This window comes from Rhodococcus maanshanensis NBRC 100610, from assembly GCF_001894865.1.
Lineage (GTDB): Bacteria > Actinomycetota > Actinomycetes > Mycobacteriales > Mycobacteriaceae > Rhodococcus_G > Rhodococcus_G maanshanensis.
Map to the genome: position 1 here is coordinate 1 of NZ_BCXA01000071.1, position 15820 is coordinate 15820.

The 15820-nt window shown below is 67.3% G+C and carries 11 protein-coding genes; 5 read left to right on the plus strand and 6 right to left on the minus strand.

Annotated features, from left to right (window positions below; all coding sequences use genetic code 11):
- Positions 1-96 precede the first annotated feature (96 nt).
- From modA to RM1_RS25325, 4 genes are all read right to left on the minus strand, one after another.
- Positions 97-897 (minus strand): molybdate ABC transporter substrate-binding protein, encoded by an 801-nt coding sequence (modA, locus tag RM1_RS25310; protein WP_072754368.1) that lies wholly within the window; start codon positions 895-897, stop codon positions 97-99.
- 17 nt (positions 898-914) lie between these two features.
- A complete protein-coding gene (locus RM1_RS25315; RefSeq protein WP_027502131.1) occupies positions 915-1319 on the minus strand; it encodes a TOBE domain-containing protein in 405 nt (134 codons plus the stop codon).
- Positions 1320-1379: 60 nt separating this feature from the next.
- The gene (locus tag RM1_RS25320; protein WP_083576953.1) at positions 1380-1964 is read right to left on the minus strand and encodes a molybdopterin-dependent oxidoreductase; all 585 of its coding nucleotides are present in this window, start codon (positions 1962-1964) and stop codon (positions 1380-1382) included.
- Between the two features lie 87 nt (positions 1965-2051).
- The gene (locus tag RM1_RS25325; RefSeq protein WP_245816622.1) at positions 2052-6209 is read right to left on the minus strand and encodes a bifunctional nitrate reductase/sulfite reductase flavoprotein subunit alpha; all 4158 of its coding nucleotides are present in this window, start codon (positions 6207-6209) and stop codon (positions 2052-2054) included.
- 282 nt (positions 6210-6491) lie between these two features.
- Here RM1_RS25325 and RM1_RS25330 point away from each other — a divergent pair, with 282 nt between their 5' ends.
- The 3 genes from RM1_RS25330 (at position 6492) to RM1_RS25340 (ending at position 9964) form a co-directional block, all read left to right on the plus strand.
- Positions 6492-6704 (plus strand): TOBE domain-containing protein, encoded by a 213-nt coding sequence (locus tag RM1_RS25330; RefSeq protein WP_072754362.1) that lies wholly within the window; start codon positions 6492-6494, stop codon positions 6702-6704.
- Between the two features lie 93 nt (positions 6705-6797).
- Complete coding sequence (locus RM1_RS25335; protein ID WP_245816620.1) at positions 6798-8429, plus strand: GMC family oxidoreductase; 1632 nt, start codon at positions 6798-6800, stop codon at positions 8427-8429.
- A gap of 35 nt (positions 8430-8464) precedes the next feature.
- Positions 8465-9964 carry an aldehyde dehydrogenase family protein gene (locus tag RM1_RS25340; RefSeq protein ID WP_072754370.1) on the plus strand — a complete coding sequence of 500 codons (1500 nt, stop codon included), beginning with the start codon at positions 8465-8467 and terminating at the stop codon, positions 9962-9964.
- 46 nt (positions 9965-10010) lie between these two features.
- Here the strand turns inward: RM1_RS25340 and RM1_RS25345 are convergent, their stop codons facing one another.
- Together RM1_RS25345 and RM1_RS25350 are read right to left on the minus strand one after the other, a co-directional pair.
- A complete protein-coding gene (locus tag RM1_RS25345) occupies positions 10011-11498 on the minus strand; it encodes an MDR family MFS transporter (protein WP_072754364.1) in 1488 nt (495 codons plus the stop codon).
- Positions 11499-11731: 233 nt separating this feature from the next.
- On the minus strand, positions 11732-12934 hold the full coding sequence (locus RM1_RS25350) for a hypothetical protein (protein WP_143069459.1): 1203 nt from the start codon (positions 12932-12934) through the stop codon (positions 11732-11734).
- Positions 12935-13147: 213 nt separating this feature from the next.
- Here RM1_RS25350 and RM1_RS25355 point away from each other — a divergent pair, with 213 nt between their 5' ends.
- Complete coding sequence (locus RM1_RS25355) at positions 13148-14680, plus strand: type I restriction-modification system subunit M (protein ID WP_072754366.1); 1533 nt, start codon at positions 13148-13150, stop codon at positions 14678-14680.
- Positions 14677-15820 (plus strand): restriction endonuclease subunit S (locus RM1_RS25360; RefSeq protein ID WP_072754367.1); only part of this gene is annotated, 1144 nt, incomplete at its 3' end. The genes RM1_RS25355 and RM1_RS25360, both read left to right, overlap by 4 nt.

The following is a 15820-nucleotide window of genomic DNA, read 5'->3' on the forward strand; positions in this document are numbered from 1 at the left end:
GCAGGGCCGGGAGGTACACCCATCGGGGCAGTCCAACGGCGACCTCGCCCCCTGGTCCCCGGGAGCGGGTCACGGTGCGGAGCACCCCGATGGGGGTCACGGTGCGGCGAATCCCGCCCCGGCGAGCACCTGACGGCCGGTGGGGCCGGTGACGAGTTCGACGAACTCCGCGGCGGTGGAGCTGTTCTCGGAGCTCTTGAGCTCGGCGATCGGGTAGGTGTTCACGGCGCCCGACGACTCGGGGAACGGGACCGTGGTGACGGCGGCACCCGCGCCCGCCGCGTCGGTGACGTAGACCAGCCCGGCGTCCGCCTGCCCGGAGGTGACCTTCCCGAGCACGTCGGTGACCGAGGACTCCTCGCTGACCGGGGTGATGTCGGTACCGGTCGACTCCTCGATCTTCTGGGTCGCCGCCCCGCACGGCACCTGCGGCGCGCACACGACCACCTGGTTCCCCGGGTTCGCGAGGTCGGCGAAGGTGGCGATGTTCTTCGGGTTGCCGGGCGGGGTCACGATGGTGAGCGTATTGGTCGCGAAGTTCACCGGGTCAGTGGCGGTGAGCCCGGCGTCGACGGCCTTGGTCATGTTCTTGGTGTCGGCGGAGGCGAACACGTCCGCGGGCGCGCCCTGGGTGAGCTGGGCGACCAGGTCGGACGAGCCGGCGAAGCTGAACTCGACGTTGGTGCCGGGGTGCTCGGCCTCGAACTTCTCGCCGAGCTCGGTGAACGTCTTCTTCAGCGAGGCCGCGGCGAAGACGGTGATGTCGCCGCCGACCGGGGCGGCGGCCGCGGACGTGGTGGCGTCCCCGGCCGGCTCGGAGTCCGAGCTCGAGCAGCCGGCGACGAGGGTTGCGGCCGTCAGTGCGGCGAGCGCGGCGGCCGTCGGGCCGATGCGCATCGCGCCGGAAGTGCGGGTCACGACATTCCTCCTGGGGTTTCGACGATCACGGTGGTCGCCTTGACCACCGCCACGGCGACCTTCCCGGGCTCGAGCCCGAGTTCGGCCGCGGATTCACTGCTCATCAGCGAGACGACGGTGAAGGGGCCGCACTGCATCTGCACCTCGGCCATCACCTTGTCGGCGGTCACCTTGGTGACCAGGCCGACGAGGCGGTTGCGGGCCGAGCTGCCGACCCCGAGCGGGTCCGGCGGGGGCGTCGCGTGCTCGCGGGCGAAATCGGCGAGGGCCTTGCCGTCGATGACCTTGCGCCCCGACTCGTCCTTGGAGGCGGCGAGACTGCCGCCGTCGATCCAGCGACGGACGGTGTCATCGCTGACCCCGAGCAGTGCGGCCGCGTCCTTGATCCGTATGGACGACACGTGAATCCTTCCGTTGGAACGGCTTTCGATGCCTGTTGAAATTCGTGAGCGGTGCGGTGGTCAGTTCATGCCGAGGTCGACCACCCGTAGCTCGGTCAGCCCGCTCACGTAGCGACCACCCTTGCTGTCGCCGGGGACCACCAGCCGAGGCTGCTCCAGCGGCCGACCGTCCTCGGTATGGGCCACGAGTACCGGCGTCGCGGCGAAATCCGGGGCGAACTCGCCCCAGGAGAGGGCCGCGCGGTATCCGTCGGACCCCGTGGCGAGCACGGCCAACCGCAGTGCCGCATTCTTCGCGCTGGGGTCGGTGACGACGCCGAGGCCGTTGAGGACGTCCGCGAGCGCGGCACCGTCGTAGACGTGCGACTGCCTGCCCTTGCTGCTGTCGAACTCCACCGCCTGCGTCTGGGCGGGGAACGACCGCAACCGCTCGGTGGTCAACGTGACCGGTTCCCTGACGGCGCCCGCGATCCTGACGCCGACGACCCCGTTCTCGGCCGCCGCCGGGGCGACGGACGCGGAGGAAACCGGCCCCGCCGCAGCGGATACGACGACCACGCCGTCGTCGGACGAGCAGGCGGAGCCGACGAGCGCGACGCCCACCAGGAGCAGGGCAGAGCAGATATGGTTCCGCGTTCGCGTCATATCATGAACTCTAGAACAGAATTTGCGTTGATTCGATACGAGAGTTCCCGCAACTGCGGTTTCAATTGTGGCGGAGTGGCCGATGGGTCAGTAGACATCGCGCACGTACCTCTTGTCGGCCGCCAGGGACCGCACGTAGGCCTTCGCCTCGTCCGGGTCGAGGCGCCCGTGTTCCCCGGCTATCTCGACCAGGGCCAAGTCCACGTCCTTGGCCATCCGGCTCGCGTCCCCGCACACGTAGAAGTGGGCGCCGTTCTGGAGCCAGTCCCACAGCTGTGCGCCGCGCTCGCGCATCCGGTCCTGGACGTAGACCTTCTGTTCCTGATCGCGCGAGAACGCCAGCTCGAGCTCGGTGAGGAAGCCGTCCCGGTGCATCGACTCGATCTCGTCGCGGTAGTAGAAGTCGGTCGCGGCGTGCTGCTCGCCGAAGAAGAGCCAGTTCGATCCGGCATGCCCGAGCGCGCGGCGCTCGTGCAGGAACCCGCGGAACGGGGCGATGCCGGTGCCGGGGCCCACCATGATCATCGGCGTATCGGAACCGCTCGGCGGCCGGAAGTGGCTCGACTTCTGCACGTAGATGCCGATCTGTCTGTCCTGCGCGTGATCGGCGAGGAACGTCGAGCACACTCCCCTGCGCGCGGCGCCCGCGACCTCGAAGCGCACCGCGGAGGCGGTGAGCTGGACTTCGTCGGGGTTGTGTTTGGGGCTCGATGAGATCGAATAGAGCCGCGGCTGAAGGGGTTTGAGTGCGGTGAGCCACTCGGCCGGGCCGGCGCGGGTGGGTAGCTCTGCGAGCACGTCGACCGATTGACGCCGCCAGATCCACCGCTCGAGGTCGGCCTTGTTCTCGGGCTGGAGCAGGGCGCCGAGGTTCTCGTCCCGGGTGCGCTCGGATACGAAGCGGAGCAGATCCGGTGTAATCCGGGCTATCTCCAGACGTTCGGTCAGCGCGGTCCGCAACGACATCTCCCCGTACCGGGGAACGTCCACCACGGATTCGCCGCGCGAGCCGGTCACCGCCAGCCACTCGTCGACCAACTGCTCGCTGTTGCGCGGCCACACCCCGAGCGCGTCGCCCGCGTCGTAGGCGAAGTCGGGATCGGAGGTGTCAAAGGCGAACTGCCGCACATCCTTCGACGATCCGGCGCCGCTGAGCGCAACATTCTTGACCAGCATCGTCAGCAGCGGGTTCTTCTTCCCGAAGGGGGCTATTTCCGGTTGCACCCGTGGCGCGGGCGCCACCGCCGGCGCGGGCGCGGGCGCACCGACGGTGACCAGGCTCCGCTCGCGGACCGACAGGGCGGTCAGTACGGTGTCGAACCAGGCCACGGCCGAGTCCTCGTAGTCGGGTTCGCAGTCCACCCGCGGCGCGATCCGGGTCGCGCCCAGCTCCGCCATCCTGGCGTCGAGCTTGCGGCCGTGTCCGCAGAAGTCGTCATAACTCGGGTCCCCGAAGGCGAGCACCGAGAAGCGCGTCTGCGCCAACGGCGGGGCGCCCGCCGCGGTGAGCATCGCCCACAGTCCGCTGCCGTTGTCCGGCGGATCCCCGTCGCCCGCCGTGCTGGTGATCAGTAGCAGCTCGCGGACCTCGGGGAGCGTGCTGTGGTCGTACTCGTCCATGCCGTGCAGCGAGGCCGGGTGGCCCGCCGCGGTCAGCTGCGCGGCACAGGCGGTGGCGAACTCCTCCGCCGTTCCGGTCTGGGAGGCCCAGAGGATCACGACCGGCGGGCGTTCGGGTTCCGGGGCAGTGGCCTCCTGCGGCGCCGGTGCGGGTCGGGCCTCGGCCCGGGTAAGTTCGGTCGTCAGGCCGCCGGGAACCGCACTGCGCGAGAACATCCCGGCCAACAGCCCGTCGATCCACGCCCGGTTCTCCGGCTCGAAGGGCGCGCCGGCGGGCAGCGTCGGCACGCCGGGTGCGCGGCGGGCCCCGTCGGAGCCGAGGGCCGTGAGCATGCCCGCGAGATACCGACGCTCGAGGGCGCCGAACGCGGCTGCGGGCTCCGCGTCCAGCCCGAGGATGCGGGCGAGCGTGTCGACCTGGGGCAAGGTTGATTCCTCCGTGCGGGGTGCCGCGGGCTCGGGGCTCGGATCATCGGCGACCACGAGCGGCGATTCGTCGTCGGCGCTCGTGGACACCCGGGTGAGGGTCACGGCGCAGGCCTTGAACTCGGGTTGCTGGGAGATGGGATCGATCGCGTCGTTGGTGACCGCGTTGATGCTGAGGTACTCGCCGAATGCGTCGTTCCAGTGGAACGGGGCGAAGCAGTTCCCCGGCCGGACCCGGTCGGTCACCACGGCGGGCAGCACGGCGCGGCCGCGTCGGGAGGCGACCTCGACCCGGTCCCCCTCCGCGATCCCGAGCCGGTCCGCGTCCTCGGGATGGATCTCGACGAACGGCCCGGGGTTGAGCTTGTTCAGCTTGGCGACCTTGCCGGTCTTGGTCATGGTGTGCCACTGGTGCGGGAGCCTGCCGGTGTTCAGCAGGATCGGGTAGTCGTCGTCGGGCATCTCCGACGGCTCGATGTGGGGCCGGGCGAAGAACACCGCCCGCCCGGTCGTGGTCGGGAAGGCCAGCCGCGGTGTGGTTCCGTCCTCGCGTACCGACAGCGTCTGGCTGACCCCGTCGTTGAGGTAGCGGATGGGGTTGCGGTCCTCCTCGCGGCCGGGCGGAGCGGGCCACTGGACCGGTGTCTCGCGGAGCCGGTCGTAGCTGACACCCCGCAGGTCGTAGCCGGTCTTGGGGTTCCAGAACCCCTTGATCTCCTCGAAGACCTCCTCGGCCGAGCCGTAGGTGAAGGCCTCCGCGTAACCCATCTCGCAGGCCACCCGCGCGATGATCTGCCAGTCCGGCAGGGACTGGCCGACGGGATCGAGGGCCTGCCGGAACAGCGTCAGGTTCCGCTCGGAGTTGACCATCACGCCGTCGGACTCGGCCCACAGCGCCGCGGGCAGCAGGATGTCCGCGTAGTCGTTGGTCTCGGTCTCGAGGAAGGCGTCCTGCGCGATCACCAGCTCGGCGGCCTCGAGGCCCTCGATGACGGTTTTGCGATTGGCCACCGTGGCAACGGGATTCGTGCAGATGATCCAGCACGCCTTGATCTCACCCGCCGCCATCCGCCCGAACATCTCGATGGTGCCGCCGCCGACCTCCGTCCGCAGCGACCCCCTCGGGATGCGCCACCGGTCCTCGACGAACTCCCGGTCGGCGTCGGAGACCACCGAGCGTTGCCCTGGCAGGCCGGGCCCCATGTACCCCATCTCGCGTCCGCCCATGGCGTTGGGCTGGCCGGTCAGCGAGAACGGGCCGCTGCCGGTCTCGCAGATCGCACCCGTGGCCAGGTGAAGGTTGCAGAGCGCGTTGGTGTTCCAGGTGCCGTGGGTGCTCTGGTTCAGCCCCATCGTCCAGCAGCTCATCCAGTTCCGCGCGGATCCGATCCATTCGGCGGCCTGGCGGATCCGGTCCTCGGGGATGCGGGTGATCTCGCTGACCCGCTGCGGCGAGTAGTCGTCGAGGAAGCTCGGCATCACCTCCCAGCCCTCGGTGAACTCGTCGATGAACTGCTGGTCGGTGTGCCCGTTCGCGATGAGCAGGTGCAGCAGACCGTTGAGCAGCGCGAGGTCGGTTCCCGGCTTGATCTGCATGAACAGATCGGACTTCTCGGCGGTTGTGGTACGCCGCGGGTCGACGACGATGAGTTTCGCCCCCGCCTTCACCCGGTCCATCAGTCGCAGGAACAGGATGGGGTGGCAGTCGGCCATGTTGGCCCCGATCACGAGGAAGACGTCCGCGTGGTCGAAGTCCTGATAGGAGCCGGGTGGGCCGTCCGCGCCGAGGGACAGCTTGTAGCCGCTGCCCGCGCTGGCCATGCACAGCCGGGAATTCGATTCGATCTGGTTGGTGCCGATGAAGCCCTTGGTGAGCTTGTTGGCCAGATACTGTGCCTCGAGCGACATCTGGCCGGAGACGTAGAGGGCGACCGCATCTGGGCCGTGTTCGTCGACGATGGACCGCAGGCGCGCCGCCGTCTCGCTGATCGCGGCGTCGACCTCGCGGGGCTGCGGCGGCTCGCCCCGTGCAGGGCGGACCTGGGCCGTGTCCATGCGCCCGCCTGCGGCGAGCATGTCGGCCGTCGTGGCGCCCTTGGTGCACAGGCGCCCTGAGTTGGTCGGATGCGACTTGTCTCCGGCGGCCTTGGCGACGAGGCGGAGTCCGGTACTGCTGTCGAGGCGGACGTCGAAGGTCATGCCGCACCCGACCCCGCAGTACGCGCACACCGTCTTGACCACGGCGCCAGCCTGTTGCTCCGCCACCGCTCCTCCTTCCGGTCACAGTCGGTGCCAGGCACCCGGTCAGGCGACCGCCGCGGGTCGCATGAAAATCTTCATCCGCGGGTATTTCGCGGAATGGACTCCGCTGTTGCCGATATATGAACTAGTTCTCTCCGCCGATGCGGTTTCGTGTGTGCCGCGACCTGTGCCGCCTTCGGTAGCGTGGCGTCAGTCATCCCCTCGACCAGGAGGCCGTCCATGCGTCTGTCCACCCGCAACCAGCTGACCGGGGTAGTCACCGAGGTCGCCGTGGGCGCCGTGATGGCGACCGTGAAGGTGCGGCTCGACGGGGGCGAGCAGGTCGTGACCGCGTCCATCACCAAGGAGGCCGTCGAGGAGCTGGGCCTCGCGCCGGGGGTGCCGACGACCGTTCTCGTGAAGTCGACCGAGGTCATGCTCGCCGTCGAGTGAACGGCTGTGGCGGCGCCGAGGTGTTCCTAGACTGGGCGGTGCGATGAGACGCCCGTCACATCGCGGCGGCACGACCGAGGTCGAGGAGCACCCGTGGCTGGAGAAACCGCGTCGGAGCGGGCTGCGTTGAAGCAAGACGTGTTCAACTACGTCATCGTCGGGGCGGGCAGCGCCGGATGCGTGCTCGCGGCCCGCCTGACCGAGGATCCGAGCGTCTCGGTGCTGTTGCTCGAGGCAGGCGGCGAGGACGACGCCGACGAGATCAAGATCCCGGCGGCCTTCCCGGCCCTGTTCAAGACCAAGTGGGACTGGAACTACGAGACCACCCCGCAAAAGCACATGGACGACCGCCGGGCCTTCTGGCCGCGAATGAAGGCCCTCGGTGGCTGCTCGTCGATGAACGCGATGATCTACATCCGCGGCAACCGGGCCGACTACGACGGTTGGCGCGACGAGCACGGCGCCCAGGGTTGGGGCTACGAGGATGTGCTCCCGTACTTCGTTCGAGCGGAACGTAATTCGCGTTTGGCGGGCCCCTATCACGGTACGGACGGGCCACTGCATGTCGAGGACCGCCGCTACACGCACGAGCTGACCGACGCCTGGATAGCCGCCTCGGTGACGGCCGGGATCAAGCCGACCGAGGATTTCAACGGTGCTGAGCAGGAAGGGGCCGGTCGCTACCAGGTCACCTGTCACAACGGTCGGCGCTGGTCCACTGCCGATGCCTACCTGCGGCCCGCGCTGGGTCGACCGAATCTCACCGTGCGCACCGGCGCCCTCACGACCGAGGTGCTGCTGCGCGGCACCCGCGCCGTCGGCGTCCGGTACCGGCAGTCCGGGGCGGAGCGCACCGCGCACGCGTCCGTCGAGGTGCTGCTCGCCGGCGGGGCGATCAACAGCCCGCAGTTGCTCATGCTCTCCGGTATCGGGCCGGCCGAGCACCTGCGCGACATGGGTGTCGAGGTCGCGGTGAACCTGCCGGGCGTCGGTGAGAACCTGCAGGACCACCCGGTGAGCCTGATGCTCTGGCACACCAGGGACACCACGGACCTCAAGGACCTCGCGGCACCTGTGCGCCGGCTCGCACAGTGGCGAATCGTTGGGCGCGGGCCGCTCGCGTCGAACATCGCGGAGGGCGGGGCGTTCTTCGCCAGCCGCGACGGTCTGGCCGCGCCCGACCTTCAGCTCCACATGTTGCCTGCCGGGTTCCTCGACAACGGACTGCGCGAGATGCCCAGCATGATGTTCACGGTCGGGGTGACCCTGGTCAGCGTCGCCAGCCGCGGCCGGCTGCGGCTGGCGTCCGCGGATCCGACGTGGCGGCCGGAGATCGACCCCCGGTACCTCGACGATCCGGCGGACCTGGACGCCTTGGTGGCCGGATGCCGGCGCAGCCTCGACATCGCCGGGGAGCCCGCGATCGCAAAGCACATCGACAGGCGCCACCTGCCGTCCGGACGGAACGGCCTCAGCGACGGCGAACTCGCGAACCATGTCCGGGCATGGACCCAGACGACGTTCCACCCGGTCGGTACCTGCGCGATGGGCGAACGCGAGGACGCCGTCGTCGATTCGCAGCTACGAGTCCGCGGGGTCGACGGGTTGCGGGTGGTGGACGCGTCCGTGATGCCGACCGTGGTTCGCGGCAACACCAACGCCCCCACGATCATGATCGCCGAGAAGGCCGCCGACCTGATCCTCGGCAAGCCCGCACTCCGATGACCACCGCTGACGACAACCAGATTCGAGGACATGCCATGACCACGCTCGAGACCGGCCCCACCACCGATGCGGGAGCCACCTTCGACTCGCTGGATCCAGGGACCGGCGAGGTCGTCGGCACCTATCCCGTTCAGGACGCGGCGGCGGTGGCCGAGACGGTCGAGCGCGCACGGGTCGCGGCGAAGTGGTGGTCCGGGCTCAGCTTTGCGCAGCGCCGGACCCACCTGGACGCGTGGGCCGGAGTGCTCACCCGCCGGATCGCCCAGCTGGCCGAGGTGATGCACGCCGAGACCGGCAAGCCGCATTCCGACGCCCAGCTCGAGGCCGTGATGGCGATCGGCCATCTCGCCTGGGCGGCCAAGAACGCGCCGAAGGTGCTGGGGCGCAAGCGGGTTCCCTCGGGGCTGGAGATGATCGACCATGCCGCGAGCGTGGAGTACCTCCCGCTCGGTGTGGTCGGCGTGATCGGGCCGTGGAACTATCCCGCGTTCACGCCGATGGGCTCGATCGCCTATGCGCTCGCGGCAGGCAACGCGGTGGTCTTCAAGCCCAGCGAGTTCACCCCCGGCGTGGGGGCCTGGCTCGTCGATACCTTCGCCCAGGTGGTGCCGGATCATCCCGTGCTGCAACTGGTCACGGGTCTCGGGCCGACCGGGGAGGCGCTGTGCCGCTCCGGCGTCGACAAGCTCGCGTTCACGGGATCGACCGCGACCGGCAAGAAGGTGATGGCGGCCTGCGCGGACACCCTCACGCCGGTGGTCATCGAGGCGGGCGGCAAGGACGCACTGCTGGTGGATGCCGACGCGGACCTCGACGCCGCCGCTGACGCGGCGCTGTGGAGCGGGATGTCGAACGCGGGACAGACCTGTGTCGGCACCGAGCGGGTGTACGTGCACGAGCGGGTGTACGAGCCGTTCCTGGCCAAGCTCGTCGCGCTCGCCGAGGGCGTGCGTGCGGGCACCGATCCCGAGGCGAAGATCGGCCCGATGACCATGCCGACCCAGTCAGGCGTGGTGCGCAGCCACGTGCTCGACGCCATCGAGCGGGGTGGCCGCGCGGTGGTCGGAGGCCCGGACTCGGTGGGAGACAGGTTGGTCCAGCCGACCGTCCTCGTCGATGTCCCCGAGGACTCGATCGCGGTCACCGAGGAGACCTTCGGCCCGACGCTGACGATCGCGCGGGTTCGCGACATGGACGAGGCGATCGAGCGCACCAACGCCTCGCGCTACGGACTGGGTTCGGCGGTGTTCAGCAAGCGCCGCGGCACCGAGCTCGCCCGCCGGATCCGGTCGGGGATGACGGCGGTGAACTCGGTGATCGCGTTCGCGGCGATCCCCTCGCTGCCGTTCGGCGGGGTCGGTCAGTCCGGCTTCGGCCGGATCCACGGCCCGGACGGGCTCAAGGAGTTCACCTACTCCAAGGCCGTCGCCCGTAGGCGGATGCCCGCGCTGATGGCGCTGACCAGCTTCACCCGCACCGCCAAGACCGACAAGATCCTCACCACCATCGTGACGCTGCGGCACGGCCGCGGCTGAGACGAACCGCCGTCCGCGCCCCTGAAGGGTCATCCCTTCAGGGGCGTTAGGCGGGCACGTCCACAGGTGCGTCGCCTGCCGGTTCCGCCGCGTCCGCCGGCTTGCGGACGAAGAGGCATGCCGCGATCAGCACGAACGACAAGATCCCGGCGACGAGGAACACCGCGCGTACACCCTCGACGATGGCGTCGGGCGAATCGGCAGCATCACCGGATCGCGAGGAGACCACCGTCATCACCGTGACGAACAGTGCCGTACCCGCCGCGCCGGCAACCTGCTGGAACGTGCCGACCACCGCCGAACCGTGCGCGTAGAGGTGGGGGGCCACCGATCCCAATCCCGATGTCATCAGCGGCGTGAACGTCGCCGCCAGACCAAGGCACAGCGCCATGTTCGACAACAGCAGCCACCACAGCGAGGTCGAGGTGCTCACCGCCGTCAGCATCCACACACCGACGCTGACGAGGATCGATCCGGGGATGACCAGCACGACCGGGCCCCGCTTGTCGTAGATGCGGCCCACGATCGGTCCGGCGAGACCCATGAGGAGGCCGCCGGGCAGGGTGATCAGACCAGTTTCGAACGGGTCGAGGTGAATCACCGACTGCGCGAAGTACGGGACGATGATGAAGGTGCCCATCATCGTTCCCATGCCGACCAGCATCGCGACGACAGCGATGGTGAACTGGCGGGATCCGAACACGCGCAGGTCCAGCAGGGCGCGATCCTCGCGTTGCAGCCTGGTCTGTCGGGCGATGAAGCCGAACATCGCGGCCGCACCGATGAGGAAGGGCAACCACACCGGGGTCGTCGAGGATCCCTGTGCCGATTCGCCGATGCTCACCAGGCCGTACACGAGGCCACCGAATCCGAGTACCGCGAGTGGGACCGACAGGAGGTCGATGCGCGCCGTCGTCGTCTCGGACACCGACACGAGGAAACGTGCGCCGACGACCAGCGTCACCAACGCGAAAGGGGCCACGAATCCGAAGATCCAGCGCCACCCGAAGTGGTCGAGGATGAATCCCGACACGGTGGGGCCGAGGGCAGGCGCCACCGCGATCACGATGGAGATGTTGCCCATCATCGCCCCCCGGCGAGCGGGGGGTACCAGCGTCATGATCGTCGTCATCAACAGCGGCAGCATGATGGCCGTCCCCGACGCCTGCACGATGCGGGCGATCAACAGCACACCGAAGCCGGGTGCGGCGAACGCGATGAGAGTTCCCGCCGTGAACAGCGACATGGCGAGCGTGAACAGGGTGCGGGTGGGGATGCGCTGGATGAGATAGCCGGTGAGCGGGATGATCACCGCCATCGTGAGCATGAACGCGGTCGTGAGCCACTGCCCCACGCTCGGCGGTACGCCCAATTCGACCTGCAGGACCGGGATGGCGATGGACATCACCGTCTCGTTGAGGATCACCACGAAGCTGGCTACCAGCAGGACACCGATCACCTGGAGGTGGCGCCGTTCGATTCGGTCGCCTGCGTCGGCGACCCCGTCGGTCTCGAGACGGGTGGACTCGGTCACGGTGGACCTTTCGGATGGTGGGAACAGGGGTCACGCCGGCGGCCGACGGGACAGGGTGGGGATGGTTATCGAACCTACTGGTCTCTTACGCTGCCTGCCACTCTATTTTCGGTGCCTGGGTTCGTGACACGGACGAGGCGATCGAGCACCCATGCCTCGCGCTACGGCTCGCCGCTGTTCAGTTAGCGCCGTGGCGCCGAGCCGCCAGCCGGTATCGATCGACCCCGCGGAGGTCAGCCTGGGGTCGCGTCCGCGCGGGCGTGACCGATTGTGGATCGAAACGTCGACATGCCGGTGACCCTGTCGGACCACTCGCGTGCACGGATGAGCACGCGCGGGGGCGGTGTGGTGTGCGGAGCCTGTTCTCGGCGCCTGCGAAGAACTGCGATTTCGCGAACGATGCTTCGGTGCATGTTGTCCCTGACCGTCCAGCCAGGCAATCGGCACCGGGTCCCCGCGATGATGTGCGTTGCGATTAGCGCAATAGGCACCAGGAAGGCGACGGCCAGTACCACTGCTACCGATAGTCTGCCATCCGGACCGATTGCCGCCGTCACGAGCGCAAGTGCAATCGTTACATAGGCGAGCCCCCCGAACAGCGAGGTCATGGTGGCGTACGCGAATCGTCTCGCGACGAAATTCCGAGCAGTGACGTAGAGCGTGTAGATCGCCAGAATGGCCGAGAAGAGGGCAGCGCCTGCTGCCCGCGCGAGATCGCTCACCCACGCGACGCTGCGTCCGTCGACAGAGTTTCCGTATGCGGAGAGCACGACGATGGGCAGCGCCGCGATGATGGCGATCGTCACGAGGTCAATGACCGTCCACACATTGAGCTGCTTCGGTACTGTGCGCTGAGGATCTCGCCACCGTCCGGCGACAACGGCGAGAGCTCGGATCGAATCCTCTCGTTCCACCTCCGGCACGCGGCGTTGGACGGGAATGTCCTTGCCGAGCAGCAGCCCGGTGTCGTTGCCGAGTACTGCAAGGAACACGGCGCTGCCAAGGAGCAACAGTGCGGCGAGGTTCGTCTGGCCGGGTGCACCGTCGAACACGGTGGCAAGGCCAGTGAGGATGGCGAGGGTTCCAGTCGAAACCCCGCACAGCGACAGATAGCGCGTTCGTGTGTACGCGACGACCTCGCTGACCTCGGCCGAGCGTGTTGCCCACACCAGAACATTGAGCGCGATTACGACGGACGCGAGGATCGCGAGGATCGCCGCACCGACCTCGGGCTTGAGGGTCAGAGCCGCGGACGGTATACGGCCGGTCTTGTTTCCGAGATCATGCGTCCACTGAATGAACCGGAGAATACCGGCGAGGATCGCGTAGATCGCGACCGTGTTTGCGACCTGCCTTGCGATGCCGAACCAGAATCGGTTGTGTTGGGCCCTCACTTCGTGGGCGATGGCGAGTTCTTGCTTGGAGTTGTGACTCACGTGTCTCCGGACGAAGTTGTCGGATCATGCCGCGGCGTTGCGGCCGATGCTTCTCAGTGAGGAGCCGAACAGGATGACACGCGCTCCCGACAAGTTCCTGCGGCCGACGCACCCGAGCTTCCAGACAGCGCGGGGAACGCTGAGTGTGTCGGTGGGCTGGTCTATACAGTTCTGTTGGTCTTCGTCGAGCAGAACAGGCAGGTAGCGGTACCCGTGATCACCGGTGACATCAAGAACAAGGTCGACGCAGTCTGGGACGCATTCTGGACGGGTGGCATCTCCAATCCGCTGGAGGTGATGGAGCAGATCACCTACCTGCTGTTCATCCGCCGACTGGACGACGAGCAGACGCTCGCCCTGGAGAAGGCGAACCTGCTGGAGCGGCCGATCGAAGGCAACCCGTTTCCCGAGGGTGACGACGAGCAGGGCCGGCCGTTCAACGACCTGCGGTGGTCGGTGTTCCGGGATAGGCACGCTGCCGAAATGTTCGACATCGTCGCGAACCGGGTGTTCCCGTTCATCAAGTCGATGCGCGGCGAGGAGTCCACGTACGCGCACTTCATGAAGGACGCGCGGCTGTCTATTCCGCACGCGGGGATGTTGCAACAGGTGGTGGACCGTCTCGACCGGGTGCCGATGGAGAACCGCGACACGAAGGGTGACATTTACGAGTACCTTCTGGCGAAGATCGCGTCCGCCGGCCAGAACGGGCAGTTCCGTACGCCGCGCCACATCATCGAGCTGATGGTGAACATGACGGCACCGAAGCCGGGCGACACCATCGTGGACCCGGCGTCCGGTACGTGCGGCTTCCTGGTTGGGGCGTCCGAGTACATGCGCGCCAACCACGCCGACGAGATCAACGCAGGTGCCGGGAAGCAGCAGTACCACCACGAGATGTTCCACGGCTTCGACTTCGACAACACCATGCTCCGAATCGGCTCGATGAACATGCTTCTGCACGGCATCGAACAGCCGGATATCCGCTACCGCGACTCCCTCGCCGAGGCGAACACCGGTGATGCCGAGGCGTATTCGCTGATCCTCGCGAACCCGCCGTTCGCAGGGTCGCTGGACTACGAGAACACCGCGAAGGATCTGCAGCAGATCGCGAAGACGAAAAAGACGGAACTGCTGTTCCTCGCACTGTTCCTGCGCCTGCTCAAGCCGGGTGGGCGTGCCGCGGTCATCGTGCCGGACGGCGTGCTGTTCGGATCGTCGAAGGCGCACAAGGAACTTCGCCGGATCATTGTCGAGGAGCAGAAGCTCGATGCCGTGGTGAAGCTGCCGTCCGGTGTGTTCAAGCCGTACGCCGGTGTGTCGACGGCCATCCTGTTCTTCACCAAGACCAACTCCGGTGGCACCGACAACGTCTGGTTCTACGACGTGCAGGCCGACGGCTGGTCTTTGGACGACAAGCGCAATGCATTGTTGGACGAGGGCAAGCTGGGTGCGCTCGCCGTGCTCGACGATTCGGAGCACGCGAAGAACAACCTGCCGGATATATTGCGGCGCTGGAGTTTGCGCGAGTCGTCCGAGCTGGAACGGGCGCGGACCGAGCAGAGTTTCTGCGTGCCGCGCGAGGACCTTGCCGCGCAGGGATACGACCTGTCCCTGAATCGGTACAAGGAAGTTGTGCACGAGGAGGTCGAGCACCGTTCTCCCGCTGAGATTCTCGACGAGCTCGATCGGCTCGAGAAGGAAATTGTTGATGGCATGGCGCAGCTGCGGGAGATGCTGGCGTGAGTGTGCAATCAGTGAAGCTATCCGAGATTGCGGAGGTCAAGCTCGGACGGCAGCGGTCGCCGAAGGACCACGACGGCCCGAACATGCGTAAGTACTTGCGCGCAGCCAACGTTGGTTGGATTGGGCTTCTCCTCAACGATGTGAAGCAAATGAATTTCACCGACGCCGAATTGGCACAGTTCCGTTTGGAGCACGGTGACATCCTGCTGAACGAGGCATCCGGATCGCCACGCGAGGTGGGGAAGCCGGCAATCTGGCAGGGCGAGCTTGACAACTGCGCATTCCAGAACACCCTTCTGCGTGTGCGACCCAGCGATCAAGTGGACTCCCGCTACCTACTGCACTTCTTCCGCCGCGAAGCGGAATCCGGCGCGTTCGTGCGCGGATCGCGCGGAACTGGAATCAACCACATCGGGCGGGCAGCGCTCGCGCAATGGCCGATCCCGCTGCCGCCGATCGAGGAGCAGCGGCGGATCGCGGCGATCCTCGACCACGCCGACGCCCTCCGTGCCAAGCGCCGCGAAGCCCTCGCCCGCCTCGACGAGCTGACCCAGTCAATCTTCATCGACATGTTCGGCGACCCTCGCGGGGCGGGCCGACGGCCACTTGGCGAAGTTGCGAAGATTCAGATCGGCCCCTTCGGGTCATTGCTCCACAAAGAGGACTACATTGCCGGCGGGATTCCGCTTGTCAACCCAATGCACATCGTTGATGGCGCAGTACGTGCGGATGTGGAGTTCTCCGTTGATCGTCAGAAGTATGAAGAGCTTGCGACCTATCACCTGAGGCCCGGCGACGTCGTTATGGGACGACGCGGAGAAATGGGTAGGTGCGCAGTTGTGGATGCAAATGCCGGCGACCTTCTGTGTGGCACGGGATCCCTAGTGATCCGGCCAATTCAGGAGGTCTCGGCACCGGGATACCTTGGATTCGCGTTGTCTAGTTCGTCCGTGAAGCGCGGACTTGAGGATGCATCGCTTGGTGCCACGATGCCGAACCTAAATAGGGCAATCGTGGAGTCGTTCGAGGTTGTGGTTCCTCATTATGGTGCTCAAATACTGTTCGAGGATCGAGTGCGGAATCTGAGGGCGCAAAAGGTACAGCACCGGACGGCGCTGGACGAACTCGACGCCCTCTTCG

What these genes read in the sequence shown, in the direction of transcription:
- RM1_RS25330 (WP_072754362.1), top strand. Translation starts at nt 6,492, where the DNA reads ATGCGTCTGTCCACCCGCAACCAGCTGACCGGGGTAGTCACCGAGGTC.
- RM1_RS25325 (WP_245816622.1), bottom strand. Translation starts at nt 6,209, where the DNA reads ATGACCTTCGACGTCCGCCTCGACAGCAGTACCGGACTCCGCCTCGTC.
- modA (WP_072754368.1), bottom strand. Translation starts at nt 897, where the DNA reads ATGCGCATCGGCCCGACGGCCGCCGCGCTCGCCGCACTGACGGCCGCA.
- RM1_RS25320 (WP_083576953.1), bottom strand. Translation starts at nt 1,964, where the DNA reads ATGACGCGAACGCGGAACCATATCTGCTCTGCCCTGCTCCTGGTGGGC.
- RM1_RS25340 (WP_072754370.1), top strand. Translation starts at nt 8,465, where the DNA reads ATGACCACGCTCGAGACCGGCCCCACCACCGATGCGGGAGCCACCTTC.